Source organism: Paraliobacillus sp. X-1268, from assembly GCF_003426095.1.
Lineage (GTDB): Bacteria > Bacillota > Bacilli > Bacillales > Amphibacillaceae > Paraliobacillus_A > Paraliobacillus_A zengyii.
In genome coordinates this window covers 121,683-135,001 of sequence record NZ_QJSK01000005.1, presented here as the reverse complement: position 1 = coordinate 135,001, position 13,319 = coordinate 121,683, and the positions used below count along the sequence as shown (strand labels likewise).

Here is a 13,319-nt window from a genome sequence, read left to right as displayed (position 1 = left end):
AACCCCCTATGTAGTAATACATAGAATTTTATCAGGTATTGGATTGTTTTACCATGAGAGATTAAAAAAGAAATAATATCTTTAAATTAAAATATTTTATGTATTTAGCGATGTTAGTAAAAACAGTTTAACTAACATCGCTAATAAAGATGACATTTTTTTAAAGGTTTCTCCAATTGTAATAGGTTCCAACTTGGTTTGGATTTGTTCTCCTGGATCTCATACCATTTAATGTATTATGGAATGGAAAACCTATTTGCAATGAGTTGTTTGGCGAATGTTGCATATGGATAATCCCCCAAGAAGTGTCATTCGACGGGGCACCAGTTGCAGAGCCTAGAATCCAGTATAACCCACTCTTATTTATATTATTTAAGTTATCAACAACTTGTACATTATCAAAAAATGCACCCATTTTATTTAGATCAGCTTTGAGGTCTGATACCTTTTTATTTACATTTCCTAAATCATATGTTGTGGCATCTAGATTACGTGCGTTTGTTACATTTTTAACTACATACAAAAAGTCTGGTACTTTTCTTTCAATCTTTCCGTCTCCGTCAATTGGATCATTTAATAAAACCCCTCTTACTACTGATTGAGTAGAACCACCACCGTCTAAACAGTATGCAAAGGTAACATTAAATTCTTGAAGAACTCTTATACAATCATTATATGTCATTCCTTTACTTAGATCTGTTCTACCCTTTACAGTGAAAAACAATAGGTCTTTATTTGGTAATTGTGCAATTACTTGCCTTGGATGCGCTTCGTTAGATTGATTCTTACCGTCGAATATACTTGAATCTACTGGATTCCCATTTTCAATAATTGGAAAAAACCCCGTTACAGTGTTTAAGCATCCATCTTGTAGAATATTATTCGCACTAATACTTGGTGGGTAGGCCACTAAAGTATTATCTGCTTTTATTCCAAGGGTGTAGTAATCACTATATGTTGTAGCTTGCAATATTTGACCGTCTTGAATTTGTATACCTCTAATTTGGTTATTAGAGGTGTTAAAAATGGAAGCATTGGCAGCAAAAGATACATTTTTTCGATGTGCAAAAGACCTTACTGTTTCCCCCTCGCCACTGTTCATAGAATCGTACTGAAAACCATGGTTTAATTTAATAAAATTTTGATCCTTATCTTTATTAGGAATTTTAGTTACATAATAATTTGTCTCCGAGATTTCATCTCGATATTGCTGATAAGTTACCTCATCATAATACTCTGTTTCACTTTCTGAAATAGCTGTTGTTTCATTTGTCATTTGTGTACCTCCTATTTTTTTACAAAAATACATATAAAAAGGCACTTATCGCTTGGATAAGTGCCTTTTTATAACAGTATAATTGGTTATTTAATTTCCACACTACCATAATAACACGATTTAGCGAGCCAAAAGTGCAACTAAAGTGCAATGGGATTTTACCTCCATCCCAAAACTTCCACAGTTGCCTGAATAATCTCATCTCGCCAATTAATTGCCTGACGTCTACTTACGTAACACTCTTCTGCTATTCTATCCCAAACTAGTTTCCTTTTGGACCAATAACGTATGTGGACTAACTTCTTTCGTTCTTCGTTCAATTCTTTATACACTGTTTCAATTGCACTTGTAACCTCACGTAAATGGTTTAATTGCTTATGTTTGGTTAATCTTATCGTTGTAGCTTCCGTTGGATTACTGATAATATTATTCTTTCCGCCACCAGTATTATCATCTTGTTCCCAAACTTCTTTATATGGATGTAAGATAACATCCTCAATCAATTTTATTTCATCAAGTGTCCTGTAATAATTGAACCATTCCGCTTCAACCTTTTTAAAAGTGGATTTTGTTATTTTAATATCATGCATACATTATGCCTCCTTACTTGCACCATTCTTTCTTTCAAAATAGATCTCCTCTAGCCATTCAATGAGCATAACCATTTGATTGATGACTAACTTGTTTTTGTTATAACGAACCTCAAATTCACTAACTGATGTCATAACCCACTTCCAAAAGTCTTGACTGTCCATACCAAACTGTGTTGCCTTTTGATTTACCTGCATGATCCACTCAACAACTTCTGCATAAAATTTTTGGTAGTCCATCATATCGCCTCGATTTTTATATAAATGCCTGGCATCTCTGCCCAAAACTTTTCAACAATTAAACTAGCAATTTGACAATCGTCTGTATAAAAACCTAAGTCCTCCATGCAATCTTCTAGTAGTTTATTCATATTTCCGTTGTCAGGTTTGGTATCTTTAAATTCCCCATCTTGATGTCTTCCGTTTATAGGGAAACACCATTTCACAATCAATCTAAGTGGTCCTTTTGCATATTTCTTTTCTGGAACATGTTGGCCAAGGTGCGCCATGAATTTTGATCTAGCAGCCTTTAAATCTTCTGGTTCGTAAAATACTGGCTTACCATTTCTTACTGTTACTTGTTTTTGTTGATGAGTAACAGTTGGAATTTTTTTCATTGGCATAAAGAATTCCGTCATTTTTTCACCTTCTATTTTTTGTATTTTTATTTTTTTTGAAAATTGTATTGTCATAGAAAGAGAAAAGTGTGTGGCGGGCAGAGCTTAAGCCCACCACCTTTTTTCTCTGTGACCTGACGAGGAGTGAAACGGAAATTTACCTATACGTAGTATAGGGTTTTCCCTTCCCTCGGAAATCGGGAAAAACACCGACTTTTTCCCTCGAAAAGGGAAATTGTGAAAGTAGTGAAAAGTACCGAGTTTTTCCCTAAATCGTGAAAGGGAAAAGTTCGGCTTTTTCCCTGAGTAGGGAAAGGAAAAGTATCGAGAATTTCCCTATTTGATTTGTAGGGAAGGAAAGGAAATTTATCGACTTTTTCCCTAATCTATTAATCTGGTTTCCTTCCAACCTCACCATTTGTCACCCAATATCCACCATGATTTCTTATTCTATTTCTTACAGTTTTTGGTGTAACACCCATAAACTCTGATAATGACTCTAGAGTTACGTTCCCCTCAATCGTACAAGATTCATAGGCTACCTCTAATGATTCATTTTGTTCCTTTTTGCGTTCATTTGAACTCTTTTTCTTCGGAAAGTTCTTCTTCCAAGCAGGTTGCTCGCTATCTGGTTGAATGTCTTTTAAGATACCTGCATTATCCACTTTGTGAACAGGATACTGGAACCACATGTTAACTGGACTAAACTTCGGATACTCACGCAAAGTACCTTCAACACGCCATGCTGATCGTATACGAACGCTTTTCACTTCTTGATTAATCTCTTTTTCTACTTTATCTAATGCTTCTTTGGACAACACTAGTTTAGCATGATTATTCATTTGTGAAACGCTTTGTTGGTCATCTAATCCGACGTTCTCATCAAAATAATCATAGTTAGCCTCTTGAACAGCTTTTACATAAAGAGCATTTGCTGCATTACCTTCTTGTTGTTTCAATAATTCTTCCGTTAGATCTAATTCGATTAAGTCAATAAGCGCATCCGGATCCCGAGCGAAAACACCACTACCAGAAGCACGATCAGTTGACTTCTTGCCACCTTGCGTACCTTTACTATGGTGATGGCAGTAGATAACGCTAGAGCCTAACTCTGTGGCTATCTTGTCAAACTGATTGGTGAAGTGTGCCATCTGATCAGCACTATTTTCATCACCAGTTAAAACTTTATAGATCGGATCAATAATGACGGCGATATAGTTATTTTTCATTGCTCTTCTAATTAACTTCGGTGCAAGCTTGTCCATTGGTACTGATTTACCACGTAGATTCCAAATATCTATGTTATTAATGTTATTCGGTTGTAATCCTAATTCTGTGTATACATCTTTAAAACGATGCAAGGCACTGGCTCTATCAAGCTCTAAGTTGACGTATAATACTTTACCTTTTGTACAATCCCAGCTGAGCCATTTATCACCTTCAGCTATTGCAATAGATAACTCTATTAATGCAAAGGACTTACCAGCTTTACTTGGTCCTGCCATTAACATTTTATGGCCTTGTCGAAGTAATCCTTTAATTAATGGTGGTGCAAGTTCCGGCATATTGTCCCAATAATCGGTTAAGCTTTCTGGATCTGGCAAATCATCATTAATACCTTCTATCCATTCGTTCCACTCTTCCCAATTTGGCTTACCAATATTTGTGTCGATAATAAATTGCTTTTTTCCGTCACGCTCCACACCTGGCATTCGTGATAGTCTTGATGGATTTCTATTTTGACTATCGATATTTAAACCGTTCTTTTTACACACGTCATAGAGGTAATCTACACGTTTCCGATATTCGTCATAATTAGCAGCGTCTACTTTTACAATGGCATGAATACTCTTTTTCCCACTAAACACTAACGTTGCGATTGGTAATTCCAATTCACGCATGATTGCGTTTTGCTTCTCAAGGTCCATCGTATCTGATTCAACTAGTGCATATTTAAATTCCGATACGTTATCATTTTTAACGCCTTTTCCATCTAATGGATTGAAACGGATCCACGCTCCTGCTTCTGGATTGTAATCACCTAATACTGAACCGATATCACCATTGGATTGATTTAATAATTGAATTAATTCACCAGCTGTACGATCCCAATTCCCTTTAGTTGGCAAGTATTTACCTTCATCTGTTTGCCAAGTTGACGTAACATATCCCACGTTTTCAGCAGCTTCAAATAAGGTTTCTAAGTAGGTAGTTAATTCTTTAACAGGATTCCAATTAGATGGCTCACTAATTTCTTTTCCTTCTATCCAGTTCTTATCGATAACGATATAATCATCTTGATCGTTTATTTCATCGTTCCAATCCAATTCACGAGATTCACTGTATTGCTTTGGCTTCCAACCATAATCTTTAGCAAACTGTGTAATGGTGGCACCCGTAATTCCGTTCCCTTCGAACGAGGTCCATTTTCTGAAGCACTCGCCTGGTTTATAACGGGTACCATCACGTTTGCTCCAATCTTCCCAATCTGATGCGGTATATCCTTCGTGTTTAAGAGCCATGCCTACGTTTAACCATTCCTGATAATTTAGCATCGATGGATTAATGTAGTCCAATAATTCCAGTAAGTTTAATTTGTGTTCCATGGAGATTATCACCCGCCTTCTTTTGTGTTAAAATTACAGAAACAATATTGGAGGTAAATTATGATTAATGTACATATGTCTTCGTATGATTTAAACAGCAACTTAATTGAACACGATAAAACTTATATTGACGAACCTAGGCAGTGTATGCACTGTAGTAATACTGGTACTCAAATATTATTAGATTGTTTTGAAACTAATGGTAGACATGATAACTATCAAGGAATCGCTCTATTTTCATGTCCGCTATGTGGTTCAACTTCAGTTCATTTCATGAATTATTGGGGTGGAGAAGTAGATTATTTATCTTCATTTGAAACAATCCCTCCCCTTGAAGTTGAACATTTAGAATTGTCTTGGACTATTCAAGTTAAATTTCCAAGTTTTTGTAAAATTTATTCTCAATCTGAAAAAGCAGAGATGGAAAATCTTGATCAGATTGCTGGAATGGGATACAGAAAAGCTCTTGAATTTTTAGTAACGGACTATCTGATAGCTTATCCAGTAGAAGGTGTAAAAAGTGATTGGTTAAAAGACCCTAAAACTACTTTAGGAAACAAGATTTCCAAAATACCTAATCAACGAATTCAAAAACTTGCAAAAGCTATTTCTTTTATTGGTAATGATGAGACACATTACACAAGACAGCATCCTGAACATGATATTAATTCAATTAAAGCGTTCGTAAGAGTTCTAATTTCTGAAATTCAAAATGAAGTCGAATATGAAAAAGCTGTAGCGTTAATTAATAAATCCAAATCTTAGAGAGTTTCACTAGGCTCTCTTTTTCAATTCTTCTATTAACATTTTATTTGTTTCGAAAACTTTCTCTAATGTTCCTAAATTAACTTCTAAAAGTGTTTCTAGAAATGTGATTTTTTCTTTCAAATAAACTATCTTTTCTTCCATTTTCTATTCACCTCGATATTCTTTAGGATTAACACCTGCAGGTATTCTCCAACCATTTGCTGCAATTCGATCGATTAATTTCTTTCCAGATTCAAACGGCCATTTACCTACATGTTGGAAACCACGTTGTTCTAAGAAACGTATTTGTTTAGGTGTTGTTAAACCTTCTGATCTACGACGTTCTAACCGTTCTAATAGTTTAGTAGCTTTACCTGCATTATCTACTTGATCTGGAAGAATACCTTGTTTCTCTAATGTCTTAACTTGTTGTTCACTAGGTGGTCCCATCTCCCAACCGAATGAGGGTACATAGCTTGATAAATCTTCAGCTTGGATACTCATTTCAAATTGCAATGGATCTACCAACTTACGCTTACGCCGTTTCATTTCTTGCAGTTGTTTAGCTAACGCTTCTTCACGTTGAGCGACCACATCTTCCTCAGCTGTTTGTTCTACCATTTCTAAATCTAGAGGTACACCAGCTTCTTCAATCTGTTTTGTCATAGCATTTGCCACTTCATCATTACTAGCAATTAAATGAGCTGGATGGCATAACTCATGACGTTCTGTATGCCATAAAAAATCAAGTAACAGTAATTCATTTTTTCCAGGGAATAATCGGGTACCTCGCCCAATCATCTGGCTATAAAGACTTCTTATTTTTGTAGGTCTTAAAACAACCACACAATCTACGGATGGACAATCCCAACCTTCTGTTAATAACATAGAGTTACAAAGAACATTGTATTTTCCACTATCAAAATCCTTTAATATTTCTGCTCGATCTTTTGACTCTCCGTTTACTTCTGCTGCTTTAAATCCCTTTTGATTAAGTAATTCCGTAAACTTTTGACTTGTTTTGACTAGTGGAAGGAAAACCACTATTTTTCTGTCGCTAGCCACTCTAACCATTTCATCTACAATTGATTCTAGATATGGATCCAACGCACTTCCTAATTCGCTTGTTTTAAAGTCACCTGCTTGTTGGCCAACCGCTGACAAGTCTAATTTCAAAGGGATTGTTAATGCCTTTATTGGGCTTAGATACCCTTCTTTGATGGCCTTTGGTAAGGTATATTCGAAAGCTAATGATTCAAAATAAGTACCTAGGTTTTTCATATCGCCACGATCAGGCGTAGCTGTTACTCCTAATACATTGGCATTAAAATGATTCAAAACTCTTTGATAGCTATCGGATATACAGTGATGTGCTTCATCGATGATAATCGTGTCAAAAAAGTCTGCATCAAATTTTCTCAATCGTTTATCTCTCATTAATGTTTGAACACTACCTACTACCACGCGATAAAAGCTACCTAATGATGTTTGCTCTGCTTTTTCAGTCGCACATTTAAGTCCTGTTGCTTGTTCTAACTTATCTGCAGCTTGATCTAGTAATTCACCCCTATGGGCAAGGACGAGAACACGCTCGCCCTTCTTTACTCTATCTTCTATTACTTTTGAAAAAACAATTGTTTTACCTGTTCCAGTTGGTAAAACCAATAGTGTTTTTTTATTTCCTTTATCCCATTCCACTTGAATTGCTTTTCTAGATTCTTCTTGATAATCTCTAAGTTTCATCGTTTTACACCCCTTCTAGAATTGACCTGGTACAAATCCACCGTTTTGCTGTTGATTTTGCGGTTGACCAGTTGGAAACGGTGCTTGATTTTGCGCAGGAGCTTGTTGTTGATTCCCACCACTTTTCTTCAAATATTCTTCATACGAATAAAATGTATCGACTTGATTATTTACGCGTTCTTCGCCTTTAGACATATATTTATTTTCAACGATTTTGCATCTACCCTTTGCGCCAACTACGGCATTCCAATTCATACGCAATTTTTCTCCTGGTTTCTTTTGTCCAATCCCCGCAAAGAAATTAGATAAGAAACCTTCCGTTTTCGTATGAAGCATGAGGTTATGAAAAACAGTTATGTCACCGTGTTCTTGACTATGAATAGTAAGTTCTAATTTGGCTTGATTACAAGGTGGCATCTTTTCACTTCCCTGAAATCTACCTCGTTCAAATTTTGCAACAGTGAAGTTATAATCACCTTTCGGTAGTAAAACAAAATTACCACCTTCTTTTTCTATCTCATCATCCCAACCTAATTCACGCTCTTGTCCTTGACTCATAAATATTTCCTCCTAGTTTTGTAATTCATATTCAGTAATCCATCCTTCTTGATTCGCAATACCTGACACTTTAGGATTTTCAAAAATTAATACACATTCTCCTAAATTATTTTTTATTGAATAAGGAATAAATCCTTTATCAATTAGACTTTGAGAAGCAGATCTATATGAACTAAAAACACTATCTACCCAATTTTCATAATCGCTATATTCCTGACCGTTGTCCAACTCGATAACATATACTTTCACGTTAATCGTCACTCCTTTTTTTAGAACTAAAACGGCAAATGTTTTCTGAAATCTTCAATTAATCCGTACACTTGTTGCCATGCTCCAACCAACACACCATCTATAAAACTTGGATCATAATTAGAGATTGGTGTCTCTTGTGGATAATATCCTTTTTGGCTAACGACAATTTGAATTTCCTCTGCGGAAACATTATGTTGTACCATTAAATCTCTTAAAGCCTTTGGTATGTCTGGACTTAATTCAACTTTATTATCAACTGGTTCTGCACTTTGTACAGATGGTTGTTCCGTAATCGGTTGTGTCTGTTGAATATTTGGTTGTTCAACCTGTTGTTGCGCTGCTGGTTGTTCAGTTTGCACTGGTTGTTGAACATGTGTATCTTGCGCTGCATGTACAGCCGTAAAAATATGAGCAATCTGACCATACTCCATTGGAAACTCATCTGGTAAACGATGCCGATTCTTGGCATCCCATGCAGGATGATGATTAGCATAAATAGTACGCATACCACCTTGACCTTTATGTCTTTTACCTTTGTCATCTGTTGCCACGCTGAATGTTTTATAGTTCATAAATAGCACCATATCTGCCCATTCCTTAACTAAAGCAGCAGTTTTGGCTGTTGTTTTATTACCTAATTTCAATTCCCAACGATCATAGGCGCCCATCTCATCTGGCTGTTCAAATTTAGTTATTTTTGCATGAGCATTCAAAACGACATTAATACCGATTTCAACTAGATCAGATAACTTATTCAGAAATTTACCGAATTCTTCTTCCAGTTGAATGAATCCTTCTCCATATCCAAAACTAGTAATGCTTTCTTTGTTAGCTCTACTAATTACAAACTCAATACCTAACCGCTCTGCCCAATCAACAGTATCGATAATAATCGTTTTGCAGGGACGATTCTGTTTTACATATTCAATCTCTTGAAAAAGAAATGTCCAACTTGTAGGCTTGTCCATCCTAGCCACATCCATATTGCTCGTACTACCTTCTGTATCGATAAAAAGTGGCTCAGGAAACTGTGACGCTAAAGAGGACTTTCCAATCCCTTCCGGTCCATATAAAACTACCTTTTGTGCTTTCGCTACTTTTCCAGTTGTAATATTCATAATTAAAACTCACCTGCTTTCCAAGTTTTCGGTTGTGCCGGTTCTTGCTTCGGTTTCTCCTCCGTAGCTTCTGATAGAACATCTTGTCCAGTTACATAACCGTCTTCGATAATGATGCTGCACTCTTCACCACTAGATACTCTAGTTGCAATAGCTTGTAAGTCTTCTTGGATTAACCAATCACCAAATTCTTTTAATGAGTCCATATCCATCTGTTCTAACTTGTCTAGTAGGATAAATCCGCAATTAGGTTTTAATTTACGTACAATAGCAGTGGATACTTTCAATTGATCCGATCCGCTCATGTTGTCCCATTTCTGACCGTTGTAAATTAGATCTCCCTCTGCAACTGATAAGCCATCTAATGGTAAATGTGCATTGGCAAGTAATTCTGATTTTTCTTTACGTACATTTTCAATTTGGCCACTTAGCTTGTCATACTGGCCACGATAATCATTAGCATCTGTTTCTGCTTTATCTTTATCGAGATTGGCACGCACCTTACGATTTATCTCATCAATCTCTTGGATGTTTTGCTGCAAGGCTTCTGTCGATTGATCATGTAAATCTATTGCTGATTGATTGGCAATTTCTAAATCTTGTGCCGTTTGATTTTGCGTTACTTGTAATGCTTCTAGTTGTTTCGTTAAGCGTTCAATTTCTTGTGCTTGTTGTTCATATTTACTTTGGATCATGCGTAATTGCTCACGTTTTCGTTGATTTTCACCATTACGAGCAAGTATTTCTTGCTGCTGGTTAATCAGATCAGATGCCGAAACAAGTTCTTTTGGTGAATCAGGGTAATAAGTATGCTCTTCAGCATATTTTTTCTTTTGATCTGCTATTTGTCCAATTGCTCGGCGTTGGTTATATAATTCTTGTTCTTTATGTTCTAATTGATGTAATTGATCCCCTACACCAATAATTTGCAGCAACGTATTTGCTTTTTCATTACTTGTAGAATTTATAAACTTTGGTAGATCAATAGCTAGTTCTTCTACGAAACTATTTAATAGTTGTTGTCCAGCTTTTTCACCGTTTGGATCAACTACCTTTAAATCGCTGTTTTTTCCTTTGCGTTCTACAACCAATCCGTTGGATAGCGTAATGTTGAGATACGGAGGGATAACAGAACCTTCACGATCAGCCTTGCTAGGACGGTACTTATTACCGCCTAGTCCCCAAGCTATTGCATCTAATACACTCGTCTTACCTTGATTATTCTTTCCACCAACAATTGTGATGCCATTTGCAGTGGGTTCAATTTTTACAGCTTTGACACGTTTTATATTTTCAATTTCAAGTTTGTTTATCTTAATGCTCATGTTCTATCTCCTTCCGTTTATGCAATGATTGTAATTCGGCCGTCCTTAACTTCTTTTTCTAACTCTTCTTTCAAGTAATCACGAACATTCACAATGGCTTGATTTCTCCAAGCACCACCATCCGCTTCAAAAATGGCACCTCTTGGACCTTCTTTCATACGAAATATAAAGTCACTTACTGGTTGCTCAACTTCTAAGAATGTTCGGTAAGGTGCTAATCTAACTGGATTAGGTACCTGAACATCATCAGCTGACGAAATACCAGTTTTAATTGTTACGGCCTGTGCAATTCCGGTGTCACCTGTTTGGCGAACATTTTCTTCTTGGATATTACCAATCACTTTTAACAATAGGTCACGGTCTTTCGTTTGTTTAAACTTAGACTGGAAAGCAATGATCATTTCTTCTGAATCATAGTAATGATCGTACCCAAAACTAGGAACAATTGCCTTAGCCATAACTAAACTTTCACGTTCTCCCTCTGAATCAAGAACACCTTTCAAAACCACATTATTTTCATCGAATACTTGCAGGAATAAATTTTGATTGTTTCTTTCAAGATTAGCTTTAATGTATTCTACTAATCCTGTTAAAGTGTTTACTTTTAAAGCTGATTCCGCTCTACTAACGAACGGTTTTATTTCGTAAGCTCGTCCATCTTCATCTACTGAAAAGTGACGATCTTGTCCATTGGCATCTACGACATCCACAAATCTTTCATCTGGCTTGATTGATAACTGTTGTAAAAACTTAATTGCTTCTTTTAACATGTTGAATTACCCTCTTCCTTTTTGTAGGTTAATTATGTTTTTCCGCTCTTCTTCACGTTCAATGATGTCTACTGGTTTACCTATATCCGTGTTTACATTCGCATCATCATCAAAATAGGTTTGACCAGGAACTTTTGATTTAAGTTCTCTTGCTTCAATTCTTCCGTTAGATAGATCTTTACCAGTAATGACTGTAACGGATGTATCTTTTACATTTGCTAGTTTTACAGATATCGTGCTATTTAATTTAATCGTTTGACGGTTATCATCAGGAGCAAATTCTAGCTTAATCGTTACAGTTCGTTTATCCTCTGCGTTAGTATTTGGATCATGAATATTGTTAAAGATTTTATTTAATTCATGATCTAGCTTTTCTTGTATCGCTCCATTGGCTAGTCTTGATAAAGGTAAATCAATTTCTTTTTGAGCCATTTTTAAAATTTCCCCTTTCGTGATATACTACTTTTGATAAGTTTGTTTCTGACCTTCTGTTGCAGCAGTTGGTCATTTTTTATTTTTGAAGATTTCGATTTCTTGCAGTGTAACTTCAGATAATTTGTAATATTCAATAGCAACAAAACCAGTAGGTTCTATGAATTGTAGATCCTGTTCAATTACGTTTGCACTAATGAGAGCATCGACCATTCCGTGATTTTCTGACCAATCTTTTATACCAACTACACCTTCAGATGGTTGGAATTCTCCATTAACTGTTGCTATTGCAACTCGGCTGGCATCTTCTTTATCATGCAATTGAATGGCCGTATTTCCGTTACGATATTTACCAAACTTTAATTCACATTCGTATCCTTTGAATGTCATATCCATAATCATTCACCTCCCTTCAAAACCACTTTTTGCGATCCATCATTTGATCTGCCAGTTCACGATGTTTAATTTGCTTTAAAATGTCTAGAGCATCATCTGTGGTTAATTTCTGCTTATGCATACGATGAATCTCCACGGCAATAGCTGTTGCATGATTGCTATATAATGCAGCCTTGTCAAACTCTCCTTTGTCCAATTCAATCTTGGACAAGTTAAAATAACGTTCTTGCTGAGTGATTAATTCTGCTGCTCTTTGATGGTCTGCCTTTGAAAAGTAATCACTTAATTTCAAACTACTCACCCCGATCTAGTTTCTCGTAATTAGCGATCCTAACTGCGAGTACAATATTTAACGTAATTACTAATGTTGCTGCTACAAACAATCCAATAGCGATACCTTCAAACATTAGAAACACCTCGCATAACTTGCTTCCAGGTACAGCGACATAATCTCTGGAAAAGATCTTTTATATGCTGCAATTCTTTCAGCTCCCAACAATGGGATACGAAAGGCATATTCCATGTCAGTCATTAATGCACCGAGTCTAATAGATTTAAGGTAGTCATCTTTTACTTCCTTAATTTCTTCAAAACGATCTTTAAATTTGCTTAGCATGTCTTGATCCGTTGCTACTATATTCATGAAATTACTTCCTTTCGTTGTTTTGAATCGAAATCCGCAATAATTAATCTTTCACAAAACGTTTAGCAAACCTTAACTGTTGTTTGATATAAGAATCGTTTTCGTTCCCCCCACTTGATAACCAGTCTCCAATGCGTTGGTTAATATCTTGTAGAACAACAAGAGGTAATTGATTAGCTATTAAAGAGATTTCTTGAATTGCGTTTGTCTCGCTCAATATCTTTTCTCCTCCTTCCTTACTGCACA

18 protein-coding genes are annotated in these 13,319 nt (G+C 35.9%); 1 reads left to right on the top strand and 17 read right to left on the bottom strand.

Annotated elements, in window-relative coordinates; translation table 11 throughout:
- Positions 1-160: 160 nt before the first annotated feature.
- From D2K62_RS09240 to D2K62_RS09220, 5 genes are all read right to left on the bottom strand, one after another.
- Positions 161-1,276 (bottom strand): phosphodiester glycosidase family protein, encoded by a 1,116-nt coding sequence (locus D2K62_RS09240; protein WP_117161331.1) that lies wholly within the window; start codon positions 1,274-1,276, stop codon positions 161-163.
- Positions 1,277-1,434: 158 nt separating this feature from the next.
- Entirely contained in the window at positions 1,435-1,866 is a 432-nt protein-coding gene (locus D2K62_RS09235) for a transcriptional regulator (protein ID WP_117161330.1), read from the bottom strand.
- 3 nt (positions 1,867-1,869) lie between these two features.
- A complete protein-coding gene (locus D2K62_RS09230) occupies positions 1,870-2,106 on the bottom strand; it encodes a hypothetical protein (RefSeq protein WP_117161329.1) in 237 nt (78 codons plus the stop codon).
- Positions 2,106-2,504, bottom strand: coding sequence for a RusA family crossover junction endodeoxyribonuclease (locus D2K62_RS09225; RefSeq protein WP_117161328.1), 399 nt, complete (start codon positions 2,502-2,504; stop codon positions 2,106-2,108). Before D2K62_RS09225 ends, D2K62_RS09230 begins: the two co-directional genes overlap by 1 nt.
- A gap of 368 nt (positions 2,505-2,872) precedes the next feature.
- Positions 2,873-5,089 carry an AAA family ATPase gene (locus D2K62_RS09220; RefSeq protein ID WP_117161327.1) on the bottom strand — a complete coding sequence of 739 codons (2,217 nt, stop codon included), beginning with the start codon at positions 5,087-5,089 and terminating at the stop codon, positions 2,873-2,875.
- Between the two features lie 60 nt (positions 5,090-5,149).
- Here D2K62_RS09220 and D2K62_RS09215 point away from each other — a divergent pair, with 60 nt between their 5' ends.
- A complete protein-coding gene (locus tag D2K62_RS09215) occupies positions 5,150-5,854 on the top strand; it encodes a DUF4145 domain-containing protein (protein WP_117161326.1) in 705 nt (234 codons plus the stop codon).
- A 9-nt stretch (positions 5,855-5,863) separates the two neighbouring features.
- Here D2K62_RS09215 and D2K62_RS19300 read toward each other — a convergent pair whose 3' ends face one another.
- From D2K62_RS19300 to D2K62_RS09160, 12 genes are all read right to left on the bottom strand, one after another.
- Positions 5,864-5,998: a hypothetical protein gene (locus D2K62_RS19300; RefSeq protein ID WP_255421365.1), complete on the bottom strand. Its 135-nt coding sequence runs from the start codon at positions 5,996-5,998 to the stop codon at positions 5,864-5,866.
- A gap of 3 nt (positions 5,999-6,001) precedes the next feature.
- Positions 6,002-7,579, bottom strand: a complete 1,578-nt coding sequence (locus D2K62_RS09210; RefSeq protein WP_117161325.1) for a DEAD/DEAH box helicase — start codon at positions 7,577-7,579, stop codon at positions 6,002-6,004.
- 15 nt (positions 7,580-7,594) lie between these two features.
- Complete coding sequence (locus tag D2K62_RS09205) at positions 7,595-8,137, bottom strand: hypothetical protein (protein ID WP_117161324.1); 543 nt, start codon at positions 8,135-8,137, stop codon at positions 7,595-7,597.
- A gap of 12 nt (positions 8,138-8,149) precedes the next feature.
- Positions 8,150-8,386 carry a hypothetical protein gene (locus D2K62_RS09200; protein WP_117161323.1) on the bottom strand — a complete coding sequence of 79 codons (237 nt, stop codon included), beginning with the start codon at positions 8,384-8,386 and terminating at the stop codon, positions 8,150-8,152.
- Between the two features lie 26 nt (positions 8,387-8,412).
- A complete protein-coding gene (locus tag D2K62_RS09195; protein ID WP_117161322.1) occupies positions 8,413-9,507 on the bottom strand; it encodes an ATP-binding protein in 1,095 nt (364 codons plus the stop codon).
- A gap of 2 nt (positions 9,508-9,509) precedes the next feature.
- The gene (locus D2K62_RS09190) at positions 9,510-10,832 is read right to left on the bottom strand and encodes an AAA family ATPase (protein WP_117161321.1); all 1,323 of its coding nucleotides are present in this window, start codon (positions 10,830-10,832) and stop codon (positions 9,510-9,512) included.
- A gap of 17 nt (positions 10,833-10,849) precedes the next feature.
- Complete coding sequence (locus D2K62_RS09185) at positions 10,850-11,602, bottom strand: hypothetical protein (RefSeq protein WP_117161320.1); 753 nt, start codon at positions 11,600-11,602, stop codon at positions 10,850-10,852.
- 6 nt (positions 11,603-11,608) lie between these two features.
- Entirely contained in the window at positions 11,609-12,034 is a 426-nt protein-coding gene (locus tag D2K62_RS09180) for a replication terminator protein (RefSeq protein ID WP_117161319.1), read from the bottom strand.
- Between the two features lie 72 nt (positions 12,035-12,106).
- Positions 12,107-12,430: a hypothetical protein gene (locus D2K62_RS09175; protein WP_117161318.1), complete on the bottom strand. Its 324-nt coding sequence runs from the start codon at positions 12,428-12,430 to the stop codon at positions 12,107-12,109.
- Positions 12,431-12,446: 16 nt separating this feature from the next.
- Positions 12,447-12,731 carry a hypothetical protein gene (locus D2K62_RS09170; protein WP_157967876.1) on the bottom strand — a complete coding sequence of 95 codons (285 nt, stop codon included), beginning with the start codon at positions 12,729-12,731 and terminating at the stop codon, positions 12,447-12,449.
- A 105-nt stretch (positions 12,732-12,836) separates the two neighbouring features.
- Entirely contained in the window at positions 12,837-13,073 is a 237-nt protein-coding gene (locus D2K62_RS09165; RefSeq protein WP_117161316.1) for a hypothetical protein, read from the bottom strand.
- 43 nt (positions 13,074-13,116) lie between these two features.
- Positions 13,117-13,290 (bottom strand): DUF6877 family protein, encoded by a 174-nt coding sequence (locus tag D2K62_RS09160; RefSeq protein ID WP_232827992.1) that lies wholly within the window; start codon positions 13,288-13,290, stop codon positions 13,117-13,119.
- Positions 13,291-13,319 lie beyond the last annotated feature (29 nt).